The following is a 24239-nucleotide window of genomic DNA, read 5'->3' as shown; positions in this document are numbered from 1 at the left end:
ACAGTTCAGGATACTGACTTCCTCTTCGGAAGCGAGTCCTAATACATACGATTCAATAATCCCAGATGATATGTAAGCTTCGATATCCAAAATTAACGATATTCCTTTAATATTTTTTTTAACAGTAAAAACGCAGCTTTAGTCCGTGTTTTTATGGTCCCCAAAGGAATATCGAGCTGTTGCGCGATTTCCTGTTGGGTGTATCCTTCATAGTAGGCCATTTCAATCAAAATGCGGCATTCGGGCTTTAAGTTATCTAAAACATTCTTAAATCCAATAAAATCTACCCGTGCATTCTGTTCATTCTGACTTCCATCTAGCTCCTCTTCTCTATTTACGATATTGGAGAGCGGTTGGTTTTTCAATTCATTCTTTGCACCCTTTGATTTACGGTAATCCAGTGCGGCGTTACGCGCAATATTGATCATCCATGTATATAACCTTCCTTTTTCTGCATCGAAATGATCAACATGTTTCCAGATCTTAACAAAAACATCCTGAATAACTTCCTCTGCGTGCTCAACAGAAGTTACAATCCGGCAAACTACGCCATACAAGGCGTCCGCATAGTTATCGTAGAGATAGCTAAAGGCCTGCTGGTTCTTTTTCTTAAGCAAAAGAATCAATGTTTCTTCCGAAAGGTTGTGTAATGGACTCAAATTTTAAGTTTATAGAACTAATATCTCTAATAAATCCTGAAAATCAAAGCCCATCACACAATTCAGGTAAAAAACTGCTTATCAGAAAAAAAAGCGTATAAAATACCTATCCATAAGTCTGCGCTTTTTAAATAAAATCATAAATCCCATTTTTCCAACCCAATATTTTGGCTGAATCTGCATCGAGCCATTTTTTCAATAATGTAGCATATACTTTTCGAAAATCTTCCGTATACTGGAGGTCTCCCTCATTGAGTTGGGTCAGGTCGGGCAGCGCGTTGAGCAGGCCCTGTTTTTTCAAGCCTCCGGATAGAAAGAAAAGTTGGTTGGCTGTACCATGGTCAGTACCATTGCTGGCATTCTGGGCCACCCTGCGACCAAACTCCGAAAAGGTCATCAGCATGACATGCTGAAAAAGGCCATTTTTCTTGAGGTCGTCCACAAAAGCCTCCACGGCATCGTTGATGGTGTGGAATAGGCTCTCCTGCCGCTGCTGCTGATTGATATGCGTATCAAAACTACCGATCTGCAGATAATATACCTTTGTATTGATATCTGATTTAATCAACGAGGATACCGTCTTCAGATCCTTTCCAAGCACCGAATCGGGGTACGCTGCTGCGGTCTTCCTGGCTTTACTCTGTTCAACAATATAGTCGGCATTGTTGATCGTATCACCCAGGGTCTGATACAGATAGGCTACTGTTTCTTCTTCATGCTGATGCTTATGTTCCTGATAGAGTGTATTAAAGTATTCTTCACGGCTGGTCTGATAAAGCTTCTTGGGGTCTTTAAACGCGAACGCTTTTTTCTGTTTTCCTTTGAGGGCAAGGCTCAGCATATCATTCACTTCGAGCGCTTGCGTCGGATGACCGCAGTCGTAACAGGCCTGGTCGAGATAGCGGCCTATCCAGCCGCTCTCCAGGTACTCGTCGCTTCGGCTCGCACTATGCCATATATCCATGCTGCGGAAATGCGATTTATTGGGATCGGGATAGCCGACATTGTTGAGTACAGCCAGTTCGCCACGATCATAAAGTGTCTTAAAAAAAGGTAAAGCCGGATGAATGCCCGCTTCATCTGTGAGCGTTAGTGCATTATCGACCGCAATCGTCTGCCGTTCCCGAAAATAGATATCATTGCGCATCGGAACAATGGTATTTAGCCCATCATTGCCACCACTGAGCTGCAAGATGACCAACACCTTATGTCCCCTTTCCAGTGCTTCGGGCAAGGACATGGCTTTTAAGAAATTGGGCAGCAGCAGCGATGCTGTTGCAAGTGAACCTGCTTTGAGAAATTGGCGTCTTTTGATGATCATGGCTTTCTTATTACGATTAACAGAGTTGATATTCGGGGATACTCATTACTTCAATAATAGTCCTACGGCGGCTTCCGCCAGCGTAGCTATCGCGCAGTGCCTTACCAAAGGAAGGTTGCTGCAGCAGCAGGAGCTCAAAGGGATCCCGGTCGGCAAATACAGCCTCGACACCAGCCCAGTCAATGGAAATTTTGGGGTTTTTATAGGCTTTAGCCATGGCCCGCGACTGCTTCATCCCCATATCAAGGTCGTCGTCATTCTGCGCATCAAGGTCCAGCGGCCGCAGGCCGGTCCATATCTGCGGTATCTGCATCCGGAGCAACAAGGTAGAGCTGTCAATCCAGGCTTTTCCCGATGGCCATCCCGCCACATTCGGCGGATACAAAAGCACCTGCCCCAGTAATTTTTGATAAACAATCAGGTTTTCAGGGTTCGCGATCTCCATGGGCAGCATGCGCATAATACCGGCCATGAGTTCCACCGGTGACTTTATTTTGTTGCCTACATTTTTGGAGTCGTAAAACCAGGCTGAAGTAAATACTCGGTCTAGCAACCGACTGATATCATATCCTGAATCGAAGAAATCTTTACTCAGCGTGTCGACGATATCCTGATCCACTTGTTCGTTGACCAGAAAACGGTAGAGCTTTTCGGTGATAAAACGGGCCGTAGCGGGCCGCTCCAAGATAATATCCAGGATAGCATTGCCGTCGAAACTTCCGGTTTTCCCCAAAAATGTTTTGCTTCCCGAATCATGATACTTTTTACGCACCAAGAACTGGCCATCCTTATCGTATGACCAGCCCGTAAATGCACGCGCAGCTTCCTTCACATCCGATTCCGTATAGTTGCCACGCCCCATCGTAAAGAGCTCCATCACTTCCCGGGCAAAGTTTTCATTGGGATGGTCTTTTTTATTCTGCTGGTTGTTGAGGAAATTGAGCATAGCCGGAGTTTTAGAAACGGCGAACAGCAGATCCCGGAAACTTCCAAGCGCATTTTTTCTGATTTCGTTGAGGATATGGGCGCTAAAATTGGAGTTGATAACCCGGCTAGCAAAATGTCCGTGCCAAAAAAAGGCCATCTTCTCCCTGAGCTGATCTTCGCTATGCACCATTTCATTCAGGAAATTAAGGTTGATCTCAATATTACGCTTTCGATTGAGCTGTTGTACCTGCTTTTTGTCTGCGGCATTCAACTTGGAAAGCGCCGTGTAGTTGACGTTGGTCTGCTCCGTATTGAAACTGATGGGATGAAATTCATGTTCCTGGGCATATTGCTTCCAGAGGACTGCGGTAGAATGCTGTTCAAAAACGGTAATCTGCTTTAGGCTCATCCCAAATCCGGCGCGATTTGCCAGGTGTATATTTTTTTTAAAATCGGACATCATCCTGTTTCCTTTTATACCTAAATAACGAATTATTTAACTATGTTAGCTTACAGGAAGATTCGATTTAACAAAAATTAAGCTAAATTAACAAAGTGACTACCAAGACAATACTTTTCAAACTTCGATTTTTTTATTAAATTTATTCGCCTAGGGGCAAAAGAACCCCTTGTTGAAATTGCACACCTCCTTTAAAACCACGCTGTATCGCTCATTTGCTTAAGAATTCTTATCCCACTGCTGTTTTCTATCCCATTGAGTGCTTCCACATTCAGGACCAGCCACATGAAATTAAATATACTTAAGCTGTAGCGGGCGAATAAAGGATTATATTTTCTTCGGCATGCCCTATTATCGTCGCGAATGGCAGCCAAGAGTACAATTACGAAGATTATTATTCTCCAGTGTTAATTTAATATTAAGCTACCCAAAATTTGACGGTTAGGACAAACAAAAAGAGGGGAAAATTAGTTATTATGGCAATGATAATTATCCTAATTAACAAAAATAGACTTAAATAAGTTAAATGTAGCAGCAGGCGAATTGAGCTACGGGATTATGGACCAACATAGGAATATATTTTAATTATATAAATTTAAGAAAATGAAAAGAATCTTAATTGTTTTAGTGCTGTTTTTTTGTTTTGTCTATCGCAAAACCGATGCATGCACACGCGTTGTATATAAAGGGCCCAATCAAACTGTCCTTACCGCCCGAAGTATGGACTGGCGGGATGAAATACCCGTTAATCTATGGGTGTTTCCAAAAGGGATGAAACGAAATGGAGAAGTGGGTCCCCTTTCCGTCAAATGGACTTCAAAATATGGCAGTGTCATTGCGAGTGCCTGGGACATCGCCACTACAGATGGCTTGAATGAGGCTGGCCTTGTAGCCAATGTCCTTTGGCTAGCCGAATCCCAATATCCTAAATTCGATCCAAAAGGACAGAAGCCCGGATTGACCATTGCCGCTTGGGCACAGTATATATTAGATAACTATGCTTCGGTAGCAGAGGCGGTAGATGCTCTTAAAAGCGAACCTTTCGTCTTAGTCAGCGACTATATTCCGGGTACACAACGGTTTACGACACTCCATTTATCATTATCCGATAAATCTGGCGACAACGCCATATTTGAATATATCAACGGAAAGCTTGTGATACACCACGACCCGAAATACGTCGTGATGACAAACTCGCCGATCTTTGAAGAGCAGCTGGCACTCAATAATTATTGGCGGGGAATTCCAGGTACCATCATGTTGCCTGGTACCAACCGTGCGGCAGACCGATTTGTGCGTGCTTCCTTTTATATTGATGCAATTCCACAGACCGATGACGTGAGGAAATCCGTTGCAAGTGTGTTTAGCGTAATTCGCAACTGTTCTGTTCCTTATGGAATTTCCTCCAAGGAAGAACCCAATATCTCGACGACACGTTGGCGTTCTGTTGCAGATCATAAAGATTTGGTTTACTATTTTGAAACAGTAACCACACCGGGTACTTTTTGGATCAATCTAAAAGATCTGGATCTGAGCGAAAAAGGTCAGGTTCTTAAACTTGATGTGGAACAAAACAAAACCTATACTGGATTGAGCAATGAACACCTAAAAAAAGTACAACCTTTTAAATTTATGGGGTTGTGATCGATATGATATAAGCAATTGCTGTTTCATTGATGTTGTCGTATTACTATCTCAATGAAACAGCACATTTGCGAACAGCTACATGGAATCCAACAAATTAGTGCTCCAGTTCTTTCAGGTATTCGATCATGGCATCGAGGCTCTGCAGTAGCTTTTCACCTTCAAATCCCACCTTTCGAAAACGGATGTTCCCTTTTTTGTCCAGGATCAATGTTGTCGGAATGGATGTGATATCCAGTTTACTACTGAGCTTTTTATCTTGGTTGTAATAAAATGGAAAGTCAAATTCGGGATTGGCCTTTGCCCATTTGTACGCATCGTCCCAGCTGTTTCCACTGCCCGAATTGAGCATCACGAACTTCACCTGCGGATCATCCGCATATTTTTTGTACACCTGATGCAAATAGGGAAATGAAGCGATGCAGGGCTTACACCAGGTTGCCCAAAAATCAATGATGACAATCTTGTCCTGGAGATCCGCTTTGAGCAAAGGTTTTTTGTCCATATCGACGATGCTGATGTCTTCTGGAAATGGCGTATTGCCGATGATTTTCTGAAACTCCTGGTAATACCCTTGTTTCCATTGCGTGTCAAGCTTGCTAAAATAAGCCTGCCGTTCGGCAGCATTGTCCATTCCGTTTTTAAGGATCACTTTGTCGAGAAGCTGCCTGATCGCTGGGTCAAAAGGAGCATACCGATAGGCTGCCTCCAATACGGGTAGAGCGCTGTTTGGATCATTCCACTGCTGATACTGCATGGCCACTGACCGGAGCAATACCGCCGATTTGAGTGTAGGGATGCTTTTGGCAAACCAGTCTCGGGCCGCTTCGGGCTGGTTTAACTGAGCGGCGATAAGTCCCTGATTGGCCATAATTTCTGCTTTTACCGCAGCAAGCTTGTCGGCCTTGGCTGGATCATGGGCCACCAGATAGCCCGTTTCGGGGAAATAGCGTATTAAACTCACGGGATAGGCCGCAACACTGTCGAGTAGATACAAATTGAGTTTGGATGCCTCCTCCAGCATCAGCTTATGATTCAAGAGCAGCTGCACATACTGATTGTATGCACGCCATTTGTAGGGATCCTGCTCCCAACGGGTAATTAGCGGCAGGTATTTCTTGGCCTGTATGCTGTCGCCGTGCTGCACATAGTAGGTAAAAAGATATTCGTAAGCGCTGGCATAGGCCGCTTCATTATCGGCTGTTTTTAACGAAAGAAGCTGCCCTATTTTCGCGACCACGGCAGTAGAATCCTGCTCGCGGAACAGCTTATTGAGCCGATAACTAATCCCGATCTTCTTGTTGGGAAACTCGTTGATCACCACCTGGCGGATCGAATCCACTTTTTGGTTCTGGCCAAGTATCAGATAGCCCATGGTCACCTTGTTGAGGTTTCCTTCAAAGAGCGGATTGCTTCTGAATTTCTTTTCCACTACGGCCAAGCCTTTGTTCAACAGCCGCCCCTGCTGGGCCGGACCAGCGTTTTTCATCTGTAGCACAATCAGCCGGAGCCGTGCCTCGTAATTGTCGGGATACAGACTCAGCTCTTTTTTGAGGTAATATTCCTGGGTAGCAAGGATATGATCCGAGGTTTTATCCTGAACCGGTACACTGTATGATTTCCCAAGGTAATTGCCGGCAATCAGTTTCCCCTGCTTATAGACGTAGATCTCATACTGACTGCTATCGCTTTCTTGCTGTACGAATTTCTTGTCTTTGTCGGCGATCGTAAAGCAGGAAAAGTTGGCGTAGGGGGGCAGTTTAAAACGCACACGCCAGACTCCACCTTCTTGTTGCATGGGCATGCGGCTCGGGAACTCGTAAAAATTTGAATAGTTGAAATCCACGAAAAATGGCCCTTCCGTCTGGGAAGCAGCAGATTTACTTGGATCAAAGCTGATGGTCACGGTATCACCGGCCGTTGCTTTGTGCGGCAAAATGCTCACTTGTGCCTGCAACAGCAGGTTTGCCTGTAGCAGGCACAGCAGCAATGCGTATTTGAATAGCTTAATCATTCTGTTGGAGGTTAGCATTGGTAATTAAAATAGCACTGGCGATCGGTATTTTAATATCGCTTTCACTAAAGTCTGTTTTGACCTTTGAAAGTACAGGCAGGGCCCTGTTTGTGCGCACCAGGTCAAACCAACGATGTCCCCATTCACCGAGCAGCTCCAGCTGGCGTTCTTTTTCGAGGGCCAGGGCAATGCCCGCCTTGTCCATTGTTTGTGGCAGCGCAGCAAGGCCTGCACGTTCGCGTATCTGATTGATATCCTGTAGTGCCGCCGGCAACTTATTCTGGTTTAGCCGCGCTTCTGCACGGATCAGATACTGCTCGGCAAGGCGCAGCACAGTATTGTATTCGGTCACAGGTGCGCCCGTGCGCAGCTTATACTTATACGGCATATAAAGCGTCTTATTACTTACCACATAAGGCTTTAACCACATCGTTTTGCGTAAATCGTTCTCTTCATAGGCCGCTACCGTGGCATCATACACCTGATAGTAACTCCGAGCTGTAGCTACTGCCGGAACGATGCTGAAACCTTCCCAGGTGTTGACCCCGGCAGTAGAAAGATTAACGCTCTGCAGCTGCCAGATCGCCTCTTTGCTCGTTTTCAAAAAAACGGTATTGAGGTCGCGCGACAGTTCGTACCGATTATCGGCGATAACTTTGTCGGCCATTGCTTCGGCATTGGCCCAGTCGCCATGATACAGATAGACCCTGGCCAATAGCGCATCAACCGCTTTTCTATTGGGGCGGGTACGCTCATTGCCCTGATAGGCATCCGCAATATCGACAGCAGCTTTCTGCAGATCGTCCACCATAAACGCATAGAGCTCGTCCCTGGAGGCCGGACCTTTTCGGTTGTTGGCTTCCAGATCTTTGGTATCGGTGATGAGGGGCACTTTATTGAAGAGGTTGCTCAGGTAAAAGTAATTGAATACCCGCGTAAAACGGGCCTCGGCCGAAAGCTGTGCCTTTACCGTACTGCTGAGCGCCGAGGCTTCAACACCCTCGATAATCTTATTGCTGTGGTTGATATAGCTATAGGGTTGCGACCAGAGCCTATCGAGGTAAGAAGTCGCCGGGCTCAGTTTATTGTATTTGTACTCGTCGTAGCTTGTAAAAGCCGAGTTATAATCGTCGGCCAGACTGGACAATACAATGCTCATCAATCCACTGGCGAATTGGTTGTTGTAATTGTTCATGCTGGTATAGAGCCCACCTACGGTTGCTGTGGCCGTCTTTTCATCACTGAAAGCCGACGCTGCCGCCACTTCCGTCTTGGGTGGGTCCACGGCCAAAAATTTATTGCAGGAGATGTTAAGCAGTGGTGTCGCAAAAAGGCTGTAGATGATATATTTGTTCATGGGATAAGTCTTTAGTGTTATGATCATTAAAAAGTGAGCTGAACCGCAAATGTATAGGTACGCATGGATGGTGTGGCGCTGTTCCGTACCGAACCAAAGGGATTGACATCCGAGAGATAGGTACGGTCAAAACCAGGCATCTCGGGATCCATTCCCCTGAAGCTTGTCCAGGTAAAGAGGTTCTGGGCATTGAACTGTACCAGCGCCCGGCTGATATTGATCTTCTTGGTCCATTTGGAAATATCATAACTAAGCGATATATTTTTCAAACGGATAAAAGAAGCATCGTCCCATACGGCCGAAGAATAGCGGTAGTAATTGCGGAAGGCCACGTTGGCTTCGTTGGCGCTATTGGCGGTAGCGCGTGGCACATCGGTCACATCTCCGGGCTGCTGCCAACGGCTCAACATATATTCATCCAGATTGCCCAATCCGCCAATGGTTGTTGCCTGTGGGCCGTAACCAATGGATGGTCCCTCCTGTTTGACAAACTGAAATAGGAATCCAAGGCTCACATCGCCATAATTCAGATTATTGCCGATACCACCATAGTACTTGGGCAGCAGGGATCCCAAGGTTACGTAATCGTTGAAATCCGTAATTTTCCCGTCACCATCCACATCCCGGAATTGAGCAACCCCAGTTTGCGGGTCCACTCCCGTAAACTGAAATCCACGGACGATACGGGTAGACTCGCCAATGATGTATCGCCTCGCATCACTGCTACTTGCAAGCCCCGGATATTCCAGCAGGGTATTGGATGGAAAAGTGATATTGAAATTGGTTTTCCAGCTGAACTTTTCCTTTTGGATATTCACGCTGCTCAGCTCTAACTCCAAGCCCTTATTTTCGATCAGTGCGGGGGTATTACCAAAATAAGAATTATAGCCCGTCTGCGGTGCGAGCACGATATTGATCAGCTGATTATCCGATCTATTGTTGTAATAATTGGCAGTAAGGAAGATACGGTCCCTGAAAAAACCAAGGTCGAGCCCCAGTTCTTTCTTTTTAATTTCTTCCCATCCAAAATTGGGGTTAAACACCCGTGTCGGATAAAGCCCCGTGATGCCTTGGTAGGCAAATCCTGTGCCCCAGGTATCCAGATATTGGTAATCGCCGATCTGGTCGTTGCCCGTCACTCCCCAGCTCGCACGAAGCTTCCCGAAGCTCAAGATAGACTGATCCTGTAAAAATTCTTCACTACTAAATACCCAGGCTGCACCGATCGACCCAAAATTACCGTACTTATTGTTGGGACCGAAGCGGGACGAACCATCTCTTCGGTAACTGAAATTCAACAGATATTTATCGGCATAGGCATAATTGATACGACCAAATGCAGACTGGTAACGGTAATCTGCATACTGATTGTTGCGGTTCACAAGGATACCTGCAGCACCGATATTGTTTAGCTGCGAATCACTCGGGTAACTGCTGCCATCGAAGTATTTCCCTTCGCTGACCCTCTGCTGCCAGGTTCCGCCTAAAAGCAGTTTAAAATCATGTTTACCAATTGTTTTGCTGTAGTTTAATTGCGGTTCAATGATATAGGACTGATAATCCGAATTCCCGTAAGAGGCCATGGAACCCGTGCTCGTCAATGGATTAAATCCCGCATTGGGCAGCAAGCGCGTCTGGTCCATGCTTTTGAGGTTGTAGCCCACATTGACTTTTGCGACCAGTTCGGGTAAGATCGCGTATTCGGCAGAAAAGTTGGCCAGCAGGGATTTTGATTTCGAAACACTCGAGCGCTCCATATAGGCGGCGGGGTTCTGTAAGCTCTGCTGAAACCAATAATAGTCGCCCTTTTCATCATATAACGGATAGTTGGGCGCCAGGTTGTAAAACTGTGCGATATCTGTCGGCACGGTATTGTTACGGTCCAGGTTGAGATTGAAGCTGCTGTTTAGTTTAAATCGCTGATCTTTGGACTGCGTAGACAAGTTCAACAGCGCACCACCGCGCTGATAATTTTGATTACCGGGCAAGGGATCACCCTGACGATTGAAATTGGCACTGGCCAGGTATTGGGTATTTTCGTTTCCCCCGGAAAATGACAGCTGATAGGTAGAGAAAGGGGCCGATGCACCATAAAACTCCTTTTGCCAGTCGCTGTAGGCGGACTGATCCCAGGTGAGCAGATCCGGCGCATTATCTGCTGTCGCTGTCCAGTTATCATTTTTAAATCCCTCCTTCCGGATTTCCAAATATTGCGCCGTGTTAAGCATCTTTAAGTTGCGGATGGACTTACCCGAGCCCACATTGGCATTAAAGTCTATTTTAAGTCCGCCCTTATTTCCTTTTTTTGTTGTGATCAGGATCACCCCATTCCCACCCCGGGAGCCATAAATGGCTGTCGCATCGGCATCTTTAAGCACATCGATGCGTTCAATATCCTTGGGGTTGATCAGGCTGAGCGGGCTTTGATTGCCATTGGCCGCGGTAAACTGATTCATGCTTTCGTCCGAAAATGGAATACCGTCGATAATGTAAAGGGGGCTGCTGCCATTACTCAGGGAGTTTACACCCCGCAGTTGCACCTGAAAAGAACTGCCCGGCAAGCCCGAATTAGAAGCGATACTAAGTCCGGCAACGCGGCCCTGCAATGCAGCCAGGGGATCGAGTACCGGTTGGGTCTCTATTTCCCTGCCGGTTACACTGGATACCGAACCCGTATTTTTGCGTATCGAAGACGTACCGTAACCGATCACCACCACTTCATCCAGGTTACCCGGATCTAGCTCAAGGCTTATTTCCATGAGGGCCTTGTCGGCCACCTTCACTTCCTTGCTGCGGTAGCCCACATAACTCAAAAGTAAGATATCATCCTGCTGCAGGCCATTTAAACTAAAACGACCGTTAGCATCGGTCACTGTACTGGCTACCTTATTTTTAACCCGTACACTAACCCCTTCAAGCGCTGCACCGGTAGCATTGCTGACCCGACCAGAGACGGTCATCTGCAGCGCCTTTGCTACCCCCTTCCCCTGGAGCACGATGGTGTTTTTGACAATTTGATAGCGGATGCCCTTAGCCGAGAATGCCTGTTTAAGTAGCTCGGGGATATTGGCATTGTTTAAATTGACATCAATATTCAGGTCGGGGTTAATTTCATGGGGATCATACACAAAGCGGTAATCGCTGCGCTGCTCAATGGCTTTAACGAGCTGTTTAAATTGAACATGGTCAGATGCCTTGTCTCCCTGCTGGCTAAAGGCATAGCCATTGACATGCATCAGCATCAATAGCAGTGTTTTTACGGATTGTTTCATAGGGTATTTAGATTGAAAATGCGTTTGTTTGGGTTTGGTTAGGGAACAAGGACAAGTCGATCCTTGTCGATGGTATAGTTTATGCCGGCGAACCGTAATATTTTGAGTACTTCTTCAAAGGACTCTTTTTTGCTGATTTTCCCGCTAAGGACTTTGTTTTTATAGACGGGCGCCAGGCTATAGGTAAAATTGTACCAACGGGAAAGATCGGCCAAAATCTCGGGAAGCGGTGTCTGGTCAAATTCAAAGTAACCGTCTTTCCAATTGGCAGCATCCTGTTGTGTATTTTGCTGCTTTCGCTGGAAGGCACCGTTCAGCACATTCAGTTCGATCGACTGTCCCGGTAGCAGAATCTCCTGAAGACCCGCATTGCTGACCCGTATTTTACCTTCGTCGAGCTGTGTGGTTAAGAGCTGACTATCGTTTGCGTATAACTTCACGTTGAAAGCGGTTCCCAAGGCTTCAATGCTGGTGTTGCCGACATGAACAATAAAAGGTTTGGCTTTATTTTTTGCCACTTTAAAATAGGCTTCACCCGTCAGGAATACCGAGCGTTCCTTGAGGTCGTATCCCGGTCCTATTTCCAGTTTGCTGTCTGCATTTAGCCATACGGTGGTTCCATCGGGAAGTTCCATTTTGAATTCTTGCCCCTTTTTGGTCTTGACCGCCAGGTTATCCCCCTTCCCCTGCGCCATGTAGGCCGGGCTAAACGGTTTCTTTTCGTCCAGGCTAACCACTTCATTGCCGATCAGTAGATCGGCCTGGAATTGACCGACACTAAAAGGCAGTGGCTGTGGCGATTGTTGGGGCTGGGAAAAGAAGTACAGCGCTGCACCGGCCATCAAAAAGAATACAATGCTGGCAGCCACCTTCAAATAGGCACTCCGGTGGCGATTAGCCCTTAATTCGGGGCCAAATATATGCTGTTGGAAATAGCCGTCTTCGGCAGCGAGATCCAGTTCCGGGATGTCTTTTTCGTTATTTTTCCGACTGAGCTGATTGTACCAACTTTCGACAAGTGCAATTTCCTCGGCGCTGCAATTCCCCTGCTGATACTTCTGCAGTAATTGTTTCGATAATCGTTGTTTCATAGGTTCTATCCTGTTTACCGTTTAGAAGACAGGATAGTGCCCCTTTAGTGGTAGAAAAAAATGAAAATAGTTCGTATTTTTTTTTCTCAAAACCGTCAACGCATTGTAAATCTGCTTTTTGACCGTCTGTTCAGAGATATCAAGTTCTGCGGCGATCTCCCGATAACTCCGCTGCTCGAAACGACTTTTTTTGAAGATCAAAGCCATTTTCCGCGGTAGCTTTTCTATGGCCTCGTCGATCTGCCTGGCCAATTCTTTCTGCCGCAGCAACTCGTCGGGCATAATTTCAGGGGTTGATGCGGCATGCTCCAGGTAATGTTCATATTTTCGGCCCACATCCTGGCTGGCGATACGATTGATGACCAGATTACGGGCCGAACGAAAAAGATACGCCTGATAAGAATGTTCAATTTCAAGCCGCTCCATGCGGTCCCAGAGATTCGTAAAAATTTCCTGTACAATATCACGGGCTTCGTCACGATCGTCTAACATCCGGAAAACATGCACATACAACTTCACCCAATTTTCTTCGTAAAGTTGGGTAAACAATTGTCGGACATGTGTAACACTCATCTGCTGGTTTAGTTATTGTTGATCAGTCAAAATTAGGCTTTATTTTTAGGAAAGTCAATTTATGATGGATTTCTAATGAAACGTGTAAAATAACGCAATCAAGATGCTTCTGTATGTTAGTAAAATTTTGAGTTTATCAATAGGTTCAATAATCTTTCCTCAATTGTCCGCATTCGAACAAAGATCGTTCGATTTCGAACATGCATTTGATGATAAAAAACGCTTTAACTACTTATTTTCAGTACTTTATTATATTGGCAATGAATTAGTAAGCGTTAATCCATAACAATTTCATATGCTTACGAATTATTTTCAAATTGCCTTTCGTCATTTAGTAAAGAATAAAGGTTTTACAGCGATAAACATTGTAGGATTAGCTTCTGGAATGACAGCTGCCATATTGATCATGCTATGGGTAAAAAGCGAATTTAGCTTTGACCGCTTTTATTCTAATACCGATCAGATCTATGCAGTCGGGATGAAAGATGTGTGGGAAGGCGAAGCCGTCGAACATTTTTACACGCCTAAGCCAATGGCTGCGGCTTTAAAAACCGACTTTCCTGAGATAAATACGATTACAAGAGTGGATAAGGGCACTGGATTTCTTTTAACCCATCAAGAAACAAAACTTGCAAAAGAACAAGGTGTTTTCGTAGACAGCACATTCTTAAAAATATTTGATTACAAGGTTATAGCAGGCAATCCCCTCGAGGCATTAAAAAATCCCAACCAGATCGTTCTCACGAAATCTTTGGCTGAAAGATTATTTGGGCATTCCGACCCGATCAACAAGACCATCCGATTGGACAGCTCCCAAATTTCAACTGTGTCTGCGATTATTGAGGACTTGCCAGATAATTCGTTTATGAAAGGAGGCACTTATCTCGTACCGTGGACATTAATGGAGAAAATAGGCTATTCAGACGACTATTGGGGAAATAATTCCGTTCAGACCTACATACAACTGCATAAAAGTGCGAACGTCGATCAATTTGAAACAAATATAAAATATTTCCTAAGAAAGCATACCGATACAAAAGTAGCCAATTTTATTCAACCTATCGGCGATAAATGGCTTTATAGCAACTTTACTGAGCAGGGAAAGCCGAGCTCGCAACGAATTGGCATGGTACGATCATTTATCGCCATTGCTTGTTTTATTCTTATTATTGCCTGCATTAATTTCATGAATCTAAGTACGGCTCAGAGCGAAAAACGGGCGAAGGAAGTAGGTGTCAGAAAAGTCGTCGGTGCAAATAAAAACATGTTGGTCGGTCAGTTCCTGACTGAATCCATGGTGATTTCATGCATTTCTGGCCTATTATCCCTGTTGATTACACTGATAGCGCTCCCCTACTTTAATGATCTGGTCTCCAGAAAGCTATCTATCCAATTTGACGATCTCCTTTTCTGGGCAATGTTTGCAGGATTTATTTTAGTGACCGGAATTCTTTCAGGGAGCTATCCTGCGTTTTATCTGTCTTCCTTCCTGCCGACGAAAGTACTGAAAGGCAAATATCTTCATGTTCAACAGAAATTTAACCCTCGGAAAATCCTCGTTATTTCCCAATTCTGTATTGCTATCATCCTGACCATAACAACATTATCTATTCAGCGCCAAATCAGATACGCTCAAAATAGAGAAATCGGATATAACAAGGAAAGGTTGGTTAGTATTATCGATCAGGGAGAAATCAGCAAAAATAGATTACTCATAAAAAATAAATTATTGTCTTCCGGTATTGCCACACAGATTTCAAGGACTTCGTCCCCCCTTACGGAGAACAGAAGCAGCAACTACATGGACTGGGCAGGGAAGCCCAAAGATAATAATACCATTTTTGCCAGAATTGGTGCCGATGAAAATTTGGTCAACACGGCAGAGCTGCAATTAGTTGCAGGGCGGGATTTTGATTTAGCTAAATTTCCAACTGATTCTGCCGCGATGATTATTAATGAATCCGCCGCCAAGGCATTTAATTTTGATGATCCGATCGGCAAAACGGTTGTCGATGGCAGGAATTGGCATATCGTCGGAGTCATCAAGGATTTTATTCAGGAATCGCCTTTCAGTCCCATTACTCCAATGGTCATTCAGGGCGCTTATGCAGGTACTCAGGTTACGAACATACGCATAAACGATCATATGAAAACATCAGAAGCACTTGCTGCCATGGAGCAGATTTTTAAAGAATATAATCCCGACTATCCTTTTGAATATTCCTTTGTAGACAGCAAGTACGCCGAAAAATTTAAAGATTTTCAACAATTGGGTACACTTTCGAGTCTTTTTGCACTATTGACAATTTTTATTTCATGCCTTGGCTTATATGGCCTGATAGCCTATATAGCCGAGAACCGGACGAAGGAAATCGGTATCCACAAAGTACTGGGAGCCTCTACTTTTAAGATCATGAGGATGCTGTCTCAAGATTTTGTGCTACTGGTCCTTTTCTCATGCCTGATCGCATTTCCGATAGCCTATTATATCGCCGATGACATGCTCAGCGCCTATACTTACCGTATTAAAATCACCTGGGATATCTTCATTGCTGCCGGCATGGGTACGCTAATAATAGCGTTGCTCACGATCAGCTATCATGCGATCAAAGCAGCCTTGATCAACCCGGCTGTCAGCCTGAGGGATGAGTAAGAAGAAGAAACTTTCTAATGTAAAAGAATGCAAGCCATAGACTGCCTTTTGTTACATTTTAATTTATTTTGCGATCGGCTTCACGCCAGCTAAACCGATCGCTGAACCTGCCAATTTTCCGCCCGGATACATTAAAGAGCGTCTATTTTCGTTCAATTGTAAGGAGGTTGTCAAGGCCATCAACTGAACGAAGCAGACCCTGTTTCGTATTTTTTTTTGTAAATTATCTCACTATGAAAATAGTAGACATCACAAAAGACACTTTAATCAGTGCTCAGAAAGAAGGATTTACCGTATTAATCACCAAATTTAGTTCAGATCCGTTAAACCCAACCTGGATTGTCGATAAAGTTGAAAACGACAAAATAGAAGCTAGCAAAAAAGCGCTGAGCGAAAGCTACCAGCTATGCTATTCCATTAAAGAAGCTATTCTGACGATTGATAATCGCCCTTTCATCGGAAAGTTACAGCTAAGCCATTCATAGCGCTTGATTAATACATCATCCCATGCACAATCAGCAGCATGTATTGTTTCATAAAGTAGGTGAGCTAATGCATAACAAAGAGGATTACTGTGTAACATGCGTAAGAATTATTAAAGCATGATATTTTTTTAACCTAGCGGACCAAACTATCCTTAAGTTTGGTCCGCTTCCTATTTCTGCTTTTCCAACTCATTCAATCGCCTAGTAGCTTGATTCAACCTTAAAATCAAAACTAAGCTTAGATCGCTTTCTCTACTAAATCATTGCGATCATCAAGTTGAAATGGCTCTGCCAGCAAAACATCTCCTCCGCATCGACGGCAACTCTTTCCCCTCTAGCGCTTACTGACATTGGCAGAAGAAAATAAAAAACTTTGTTTTTCAATAATTTATAACTACATTTGAATAATAATCAGGCTTCTGCCATTACTTCTTCTGACACTTTTGAGTTTACTCTTTCTTCTCAGTCTTCGTTTTTCCAGCTGCTATTTTGTTATCAACATATGAAGTTAATTACCTTTTTTCAGATTGATAGTGTCAATACGAAAAATTACAAACTTCATTTTTTGTTGACAGATCGATTTATCCTTTACCAACGCGTATGGTTAAAGGAGAGGTATGCTGCAAAAGCGTTCTAATAAATACATAATTTAATACATATATACAATGCAACAAGGAACAGTAAAATTCTTTAATGACACCAAAGGTTTTGGTTTTATTACACCAACAGATGGCGGTCAAGATGTTTTCGTACACTCGTCAGGTTTAATCAATCATGTACGTGAAAACGATACTGTAACATTCGATCTAGAGAACGGTAAAAAGGGCATTAACGCAGTTAATGTGCGAATAGCATAATTAAGTAGGAAGTTTAAAAACTTCATTAAGTTAAGTTCAGCAGATAACATTCATGTTATCTGTTTTTTTTGTTAAAAAATTAGGCAAAAATGACGGCGTAAGCCCACTACTAGCCTACATTGCCATCAGCTCACTGATAGCATGTCTTTTGTTCTGTTTCTCCTAACTGAAAATTGCGCGTTCCCCTGTTTTTTGTACTCGCTTTTTTTTCTATATTTATCCGATAAATTTCAAAAGAAATGACAAAAAAGAAGGCTGTAGTTATTCAAGATAATGAAAATATCTTGAATATCATGGATGAGGTCTTAGTTGATGAGGGTTTTGATGTGATTCCATCGCTTACGACCGAACCAATTGAAAAGCTTGCAGATATTGATCCCGACATTCTTATTGTGGACGACCATATTAAAGGAAGTAAAAAAGGATCCGAAGTGATCAAGGAACTCAAAGCTGATCCAGATACCGAAGAGCTTCCATCTGTCCTGACATCGACAGATAGCGATATTGCAAAAACCGCCGCAGAATGTAAAGCCGACGACTTTATTGAAAAGCCATTTGATTTAGATCATATGGTCGATGTGGTTAAAAAAAATAGTTAAAACAGCATAAAATATACCTGACCTACAGAGCGCTTCAAAAGGGACTATACTTGAAACGCAAGTTAAAAAGACGATGTTAATGATTCATGATTTTCTCAGCATGTGGGGGGTGAGCAGGCCATCAACACCTTATTAAGCAATTCAGTCAGCTTATTTAAATCCTCTTCCGTCAAGCTTTTTGCAGCTTCTTTGGCCACTGCTTCCCTAAAATTCTCCGAATTATCGATGATAAAACGGCCTTTTTCCGTTACACTTAGGTTGAAAATCCTGCGGTCGGTAGCAGACTGTTGCTGTTCGACCAGATCATGCGCTATCAAAAATTTGAGCTGCTTGGAAACAGCAGGCGGACTTATATTAAACGCCTGCGCAATCTGCTTGACGATACAATGATCGTGGCGGTAAATATATTCGATCATATTATAGTGGGTCGCCGTAACGCCATTGATGTCGCCCCTATTCATATTTGCCAAGATGAAGCATTGTAAATCGGTAAACACTTCATAAAATTTCTGTTCGGTTTTGTTCATCGCCAATAAAATAGTTAACTTAGTTAATAATTACCAAAGTTAATGATTATGGAACATATTCACATCATACATGCCCGACAAAATAATCTCAAAAATATTTCTCTCCAGATCGCCAAGAAAAAGATTACTGTTTTTACAGGGGTCTCTGGATCGGGCAAGTCGTCTTTGGTCTTTGAAACGATAGGTGCTGAAGCCCAAAGGCAGTTCAGCGAAACACAGGGCAGTTTTATCCGAAACCGGCTGCAGCACATCGGCGTTCCCGATGTGGACAAAATCGACAACCTGAATGTCCCTATTATTATCAATCAAAAAAGGTTGGGCGGTAACGCACGCTCGACCGTAGGAACGGCTACCGACATATATGCTTCCCTGCGCCTGCTTTTCTCGCGCATGGGGACACCCTTTGTAGGCTATTCAAGCGCTTTTTCATTCAATAATCCTTTGGGCATGTGCAAGGCATGTGAAGGGCTGGGTATTGTGCAGACCATTGATGTGGGTTCCCTTATCGACAGACAAAAATCGTTGAACGAAGGGGCTATCCGATTTCCGACCTTTCAACCGGGGGGCTGGCGCCTGACACGCTACACCCAATCAGGCTATTTCGACAACAATAAAAAACTGAACGACTATACGCCACAGGAATGGGAGCTCCTTTTGTATGCAGCCGAACACAAACCCAAACGTCCTGATCCGGAATGGGGAAAAACGGTCCAATATGAAGGCATTATCCCCCGTATTGAAAAAGCATTCCTCAAAAAGCAGTCTAAGGAAATCATGAGCCGAAAAGAGGCTTTAAATACCATTATCGTTACCAAAACTTGTCCCGTATGTAAGGGAAAACGGTTGAATGATACAATTCTGTCCTGTAAGATAGCGGGCAAAAACATTGCCGACTGTACGGCCCTTTCGATCGATGAGCTGTTGGCATTTGTTGCTTCTTTACCATCCAACGCTTTTGATGTTATTCTGACCGAACTGAAACATAAGCTTAAACATATCGTCAACATCGGCTTACAGTATTTGACCCTGGACAGAAGGACAGATACGCTGTCGGGCGGAGAAAGCCAACGCATCAAAATGGTCCGAAACCTGGGGAGCAGCCTGACGGATTTACTCTATATTTTTGACGAGCCCAGCATCGGACTTCATCCCATTGATTTACAAAATATCGCTGCAATTATTAAACAGCTGCGCGATAAGGGCAATACCGTGTTACTTGTTGAGCACGACCCCGATCTGATCCGCATAGCCGACCATGTAATCGATATGGGGCCAGCGTCTGGAAAAAACGGCGGCGAGATTGTCTATAACGGCACGGTTGCGGGACTAAAAACATCAACAGGAAAAACAGGCCTGTACTTTGCCAAACGGCCTCAAATTAATCATAAACCACGATCGGCAAAGGGCTACCTGGAAATCGAGCATGCTAATCTGCATAATCTGAAAGACATCCAGGTGAGCATTCCCCAAAAGGTGATGACCGTGGTTACTGGCGTGGCGGGTTCGGGCAAGAGTACACTGATCAACAAAGTGCTGCCCCAATTTTATCCCGAAGCCACCATCATCGACCAGTCGTTATTTTCAACAGGTGCACGCTCCAATCTGTTGACCTACCTGGGTTTATCGGATGCGATACGCACCCTGTTTTCAAAAGCAAATCAGGTATCCGATAAGCTTTTTAGCCGAAATAGCCTCGGCGCCTGTGAAAACTGCAAAGGTATCGGTATCGAAAAAATTGATCTGGCCTTTATGGATGATATTGAACAGACCTGCGAGGTCTGCGACGGCTCTGGCTTTAAGCCAGCGGTCTTAACATATCATTACCATGATAAAAATATTGTTGCGGTGATGGATATGACTGTAGCAGAAGCCTATGATTTTTTCCCGGACAAACTATACCGTCAGTCTTTTGATATGTTACTCCAACTGGGGCTGGGCTATCTTACTTTGGGGCAACGGTCGGACAGTTTTTCGGGTGGGGAAAGACAACGGCTCAAACTGACCAAAGAACTTAAGAATTCCAACAAGATTATCGTGCTGGATGAACCCAGCACAGGCTTACATCCAAACGATACCGAAAAGCTATTAAACTTTATCAATAACCTGGTGGATAACCGCAATACATTGATCGTTATCGAGCATAACCTCGATGTTATCGCCCAAGCAGACTGGATTATCGATATTGGGCCCGGAGCGGGCAAGTATGGCGGAAATGTGGTGTTTACAGGTACCGTTGCCGATTTGCTCAAAGATACTGTCTCGCTAACGGCCGCCTGTTTACGGCAACATATCCATTCTGCAGCCTCAATCGGCCGAAAGAAGTAACCCTCACATTGAAACTTAGGATAAGCGATTTAACGACGCTTGTTCTTGGGTTTTGAATCGTTGAAATCCACTATAAATTCAAACTGGATTCCCCTGATGTTCTAACTACGCTTTGTAACGTAAAAGTCCGCTATCCGCCATGCTCCAAGTTGGCATTTGCAATCAGTGCCAATTCAAGTTCGCCAATTTCCTGAATACTAACTCCAACGATGCGTTGTCGCCGTACAATCAATTACCACCGATAATCTAACTGCTCAAAAAACTGAGCTAGTGATACGGATCGTCCAAATTTCTTCAAAATAATAAGCAGGATCAAATGATTTGGCCCTGCTTATTATTTAAACCTGTAATTGTACTATTTAAAACTCATCACTGGCTGATTAAAGTCCGATCTGTATACCGAGATTTACAACACGTTGATTCTGATACGCATCGCCCGCACTGTTGGACGTCACCTCAGGATCCTGCTGATACAAGGAATAATTCGTCCAGGTCAGCAGATTATACCCACTCAGATATAAACGTGCATTGTTAATCCTAAATGGCAGCCATTTATTGGGTAATTGATACCCCAGTTCAATTGTCTTCAAACGTAAATAGGTCGCATCAATAAGCCAGAAGTCAGACATATAGGTTGACGGGCTATTAATCGTTGTCGGATTAGTGGTTAAGCGTGGAAATTTAGCTGTAGAGGCCGTTTCCGCAGTCCATCGCTCTTGATGGATCGGTTGAAACTGGCTCTGGAAGGGCTCAATACCGCTTCCCTGAACGCTAAAACTGTACCCGGTAGTTCCCTGTAGCAGCACATTGAAACTAAATCCTTTGTAACTTCCCCCCAAGGTAAGTCCAAAGCTGGTATTCGGTATATTGGGTTTACCGATCACAGTCCGATCATAGTCATCAATCACGCCATCGTTATTGAGGTCCTTATACCGCAGATCGCCGGGCTGCACCTCATACCCTCCCGATGGTTTTAGGCTTGCACCGATATTTTCTTCGGTATAAAAACCATCGTACAGATAACCCAATGGTTGATTGATCTGCTGCCCTGTCAGCCGCAACCAAGGATAAGCTGGTGCCGGTTCATCCTGAAACAAAATCTTATTTTTGAAATACGTCAATACACCTTTAATATTATAATTAAATGCACCGATATTGTTGTTAACATTCAGTTCCAACTCCACACCCCTGTTCCGTACCTTCGCAATATTTGATGGTGAGACCCCTACACCGATGTGCTGGAAAAGTGACTGTGAAGTGACGAGCTGATCGTACCGCAGGTTATTAAAATAGTCAAAGGTCATGGAAAATTTGTTTTTCCATAGATTGACATCAAGCCCTACATCAAATGACTTTTGTTTTTCCCAAGTGACATTATTATTTCCCAGATTTCCTTCCGTGATAATAAGTGAAGGCTGATGGGTTTCACCAAAAGAATAGCTTCCACCCTCGTTGTATACCTGCTGGTAAAGATAACGGTCACCGGCGACCTTGTCAGAACCCACGATTCCATAGGAAGCCCGCAATTTGAATAACTCTACAAAGTTAAATGCATCTTTGAAAAACGATTCCTTTGCTAGATTGTATCCTGCCGACACCGCCGGAAAAAGGCCATAACGCTGTGCCGCCTGAAAACGATCCGAGCCATTGTATGCTGCTGTTGCATCCAATAAGAACTTTTCTTTAAAGTTGTACCCTGCGCGAAAGGTATAGCCCTCAAAATTCTGTGGAATCCAGTTGGTTTTCTTATCCCCCTTTGTTTTATAGGATTCCCGATTATACAGCAGGAGTGCTGTCACCCCATGATCCCCAAAAGTTCGCGCATAATTGAAATTGGCCTGTACATTCACCCGACTGTTGTAATCCCCCTGGTAGGCCCGCAAGGTATAATTGCCCAGCACATAAGGTGCCCCACCTTTCAGCTGGTAACCGTTCGAACTCGGGTCATAACGATACACAGGTATCTTATCGCGGGCCTGCTCTCGACCATTCGACTCCACGCTGGCATAGGCTACACGGGTAGAAAATGAAAGCCCCTTCAACCAAGCATTCAGTTCCTGAGTCCCGCCAAATAAAATATTGATATCGTTACGTCGATCCAAGCTATATCCAGACGCTGCCAGGCGTGCATTGATCGTCGGTAGCAACTCCTGCGTATCACTGGCATAGGCGAACGAACCATCTGGGTTTATAAAAGGTGCCGACCATGGTCTTATCTTATTAAAATTGAACACCTCACCAACGACATTTCCCGCCCGCGGTGAATTGATACGATTGAAGTTTGCCCGGAAATCCAATCGTAATTTGAGCGTCTTCGTTGCTTGTACATCTAGATTCGATCGCAAGTTGAAACGACGATAATAATAGTTATTGTTGACCTTGTCACCTTCATTCTCAAAATTGTAAAGGTTTCCATTTTGGGAGAAAGCCCCACCTGATACAAAATATTTAATACTTTCGCCGCCACCAGTGATATCAATATTTGTATTGTACTGTTGGCTCGACGGTTTAAAGATCCGGTCATACCAATTGATATCCGGATGGCCATAAGGATCATCCCCGGAACGGAAATGTGCTAAATCTGCTTCACTAAAAGGTTGATTGGAATTGTCGCCCAGCGTATTTGCTATCGCTTCATTCCATAAGAGCGCACTTTCATAGGCATTCAAAAACTTCAATTTTGTGACTGGGCTCTGCATACCTGACTCGATACGCGCATTGATCTTTGGCCGCCCCGATTCACCCCGCCGCGTTTTGACAACTAATACACCATTTGCCCCCTTGATACCGAAAACAGCCGTCGTCGATGCATCCTTTAAGATCGAAATACTTTCGATTTCATTGACGTTGATCTGCGAAAGTTGTTCATATGTATATTCAATATCATCAACAATAATCAGGGGCTGGTTTCCTTCTGGATTCAATGAACTGACACCGCGGATATAAAAATCCGAAGCATCTTTACCGGGTTGTCCGGAGCGTTGTACCGAAACAAATCCCGGTAATCTTCCAGCCAATGCATTCTGTACACTCGACGTTGGCACCTGACGGATATCCGCCCCTTTTATTGAACTGACTGCACCTGTACTTGTAAGTTTTTTGGTCGTACCAAACCCCACCACCACCACTTCATCAATATCCTGGCTACTTGATTGCATAATCACTTCGATATTTTCCCCCTGCTTTACATCACGTTGCTGGGTATTATATCCTATACTTGTAAATACCAAAACCTTAGTACCACGTAAGGCCAATTTAAATCGTCCATTTTGATCTGTTTGTGTGGCTCCACCGCCTTTCTCCTGCACTGATACCCCCAACAAGGGACCCGAACTATTTTTGACAATACCATTCACCATGGATTGCGCCAATAGTATAAATGGCGTCAAAACCATTATTGTTAACAGATATATGCTATTTTTCATCCGTTTATATTTATTTATTCATGATTAAAGCCATTCACACTGCCCGCTTC

16 protein-coding genes are annotated in these 24239 nt (G+C 44.2%); 6 read left to right on the top strand and 10 right to left on the bottom strand.

Annotated elements, in window-relative coordinates; translation table 11 throughout:
* Positions 1-92: 92 nt before the first annotated feature.
* The 3 genes from BV902_RS13390 to BV902_RS13380 all read right to left on the bottom strand — a co-directional run bounded on the left by BV902_RS13390 (position 93) and on the right by BV902_RS13380 (position 3370).
* Complete coding sequence (locus BV902_RS13390) at positions 93-659, bottom strand: RNA polymerase sigma factor (RefSeq protein WP_075992372.1); 567 nt, start codon at positions 657-659, stop codon at positions 93-95.
* Between the two features lie 127 nt (positions 660-786).
* Entirely contained in the window at positions 787-1980 is a 1194-nt protein-coding gene (locus BV902_RS13385) for a DUF1501 domain-containing protein (RefSeq protein ID WP_075992371.1), read from the bottom strand.
* Between the two features lie 16 nt (positions 1981-1996).
* Complete coding sequence (locus BV902_RS13380) at positions 1997-3370, bottom strand: DUF1800 domain-containing protein (RefSeq protein WP_075992370.1); 1374 nt, start codon at positions 3368-3370, stop codon at positions 1997-1999.
* A 600-nt stretch (positions 3371-3970) separates the two neighbouring features.
* On the opposite strand from BV902_RS13380, the gene BV902_RS13375 reads away from it, so the two are divergent.
* Positions 3971-5011: a linear amide C-N hydrolase gene (locus BV902_RS13375; RefSeq protein WP_075992369.1), complete on the top strand. Its 1041-nt coding sequence runs from the start codon at positions 3971-3973 to the stop codon at positions 5009-5011.
* Between the two features lie 97 nt (positions 5012-5108).
* Here the strand turns inward: BV902_RS13375 and BV902_RS13370 are convergent, their stop codons facing one another.
* The 5 genes from BV902_RS13370 to BV902_RS13350 are packed head-to-tail and all read right to left on the bottom strand — an operon-like array spanning position 5109 to position 13318.
* On the bottom strand, positions 5109-7025 hold the full coding sequence (locus tag BV902_RS13370) for a TlpA disulfide reductase family protein (RefSeq protein ID WP_075992368.1): 1917 nt from the start codon (positions 7023-7025) through the stop codon (positions 5109-5111).
* On the bottom strand, positions 7018-8409 hold the full coding sequence (locus BV902_RS13365) for a RagB/SusD family nutrient uptake outer membrane protein (RefSeq protein ID WP_083663600.1): 1392 nt from the start codon (positions 8407-8409) through the stop codon (positions 7018-7020). Before BV902_RS13365 ends, BV902_RS13370 begins: the two co-directional genes overlap by 8 nt.
* Entirely contained in the window at positions 8409-11654 is a 3246-nt protein-coding gene (locus tag BV902_RS13360) for a TonB-dependent receptor (RefSeq protein WP_075992367.1), read from the bottom strand. The genes BV902_RS13365 and BV902_RS13360 overlap by 1 nt, the downstream gene beginning before the upstream one ends.
* A 38-nt stretch (positions 11655-11692) precedes the next feature.
* Positions 11693-12745: a FecR family protein gene (locus tag BV902_RS13355; protein ID WP_075992366.1), complete on the bottom strand. Its 1053-nt coding sequence runs from the start codon at positions 12743-12745 to the stop codon at positions 11693-11695.
* Positions 12746-12766: 21 nt separating this feature from the next.
* The gene (locus BV902_RS13350; RefSeq protein WP_075992365.1) at positions 12767-13318 is read right to left on the bottom strand and encodes an RNA polymerase sigma-70 factor; all 552 of its coding nucleotides are present in this window, start codon (positions 13316-13318) and stop codon (positions 12767-12769) included.
* Between the two features lie 295 nt (positions 13319-13613).
* Between BV902_RS13350 and BV902_RS13345 the strand changes: the two genes are divergently transcribed.
* From BV902_RS13345 to BV902_RS13325, 4 genes are all read left to right on the top strand, one after another.
* A complete protein-coding gene (locus BV902_RS13345) occupies positions 13614-15971 on the top strand; it encodes an ABC transporter permease (RefSeq protein ID WP_075992364.1) in 2358 nt (785 codons plus the stop codon).
* A 233-nt stretch (positions 15972-16204) separates the two neighbouring features.
* Positions 16205-16456: a hypothetical protein gene (locus tag BV902_RS13340; RefSeq protein WP_075992363.1), complete on the top strand. Its 252-nt coding sequence runs from the start codon at positions 16205-16207 to the stop codon at positions 16454-16456.
* Positions 16457-17121: 665 nt separating this feature from the next.
* The gene (locus BV902_RS13330) at positions 17122-17313 is read left to right on the top strand and encodes a cold-shock protein (protein WP_070566563.1); all 192 of its coding nucleotides are present in this window, start codon (positions 17122-17124) and stop codon (positions 17311-17313) included.
* Between the two features lie 239 nt (positions 17314-17552).
* Positions 17553-17912, top strand: coding sequence for a response regulator (locus BV902_RS13325; protein ID WP_075992361.1), 360 nt, complete (start codon positions 17553-17555; stop codon positions 17910-17912).
* Positions 17913-18007: 95 nt separating this feature from the next.
* Here BV902_RS13325 and BV902_RS13320 read toward each other — a convergent pair whose 3' ends face one another.
* A complete protein-coding gene (locus tag BV902_RS13320) occupies positions 18008-18439 on the bottom strand; it encodes a MarR family winged helix-turn-helix transcriptional regulator (RefSeq protein WP_075992360.1) in 432 nt (143 codons plus the stop codon).
* Between the two features lie 48 nt (positions 18440-18487).
* On the opposite strand from BV902_RS13320, the gene BV902_RS13315 reads away from it, so the two are divergent.
* On the top strand, positions 18488-20764 hold the full coding sequence (locus BV902_RS13315) for an ATP-binding cassette domain-containing protein (protein WP_157626065.1): 2277 nt from the start codon (positions 18488-18490) through the stop codon (positions 20762-20764).
* 380 nt (positions 20765-21144) lie between these two features.
* Here BV902_RS13315 and BV902_RS13310 read toward each other — a convergent pair whose 3' ends face one another.
* Positions 21145-24189: a SusC/RagA family TonB-linked outer membrane protein gene (locus tag BV902_RS13310; RefSeq protein ID WP_075992358.1), complete on the bottom strand. Its 3045-nt coding sequence runs from the start codon at positions 24187-24189 to the stop codon at positions 21145-21147.
* Positions 24190-24239 lie beyond the last annotated feature (50 nt).

It is taken from the genome of Sphingobacterium sp. B29, from assembly GCF_001952815.1.
Lineage (GTDB): Bacteria > Bacteroidota > Bacteroidia > Sphingobacteriales > Sphingobacteriaceae > Sphingobacterium > Sphingobacterium siyangense.
The sequence above is the reverse complement of the archived record's forward strand: the minus strand, read 5'-3'. Positions and strand labels throughout refer to the sequence as shown.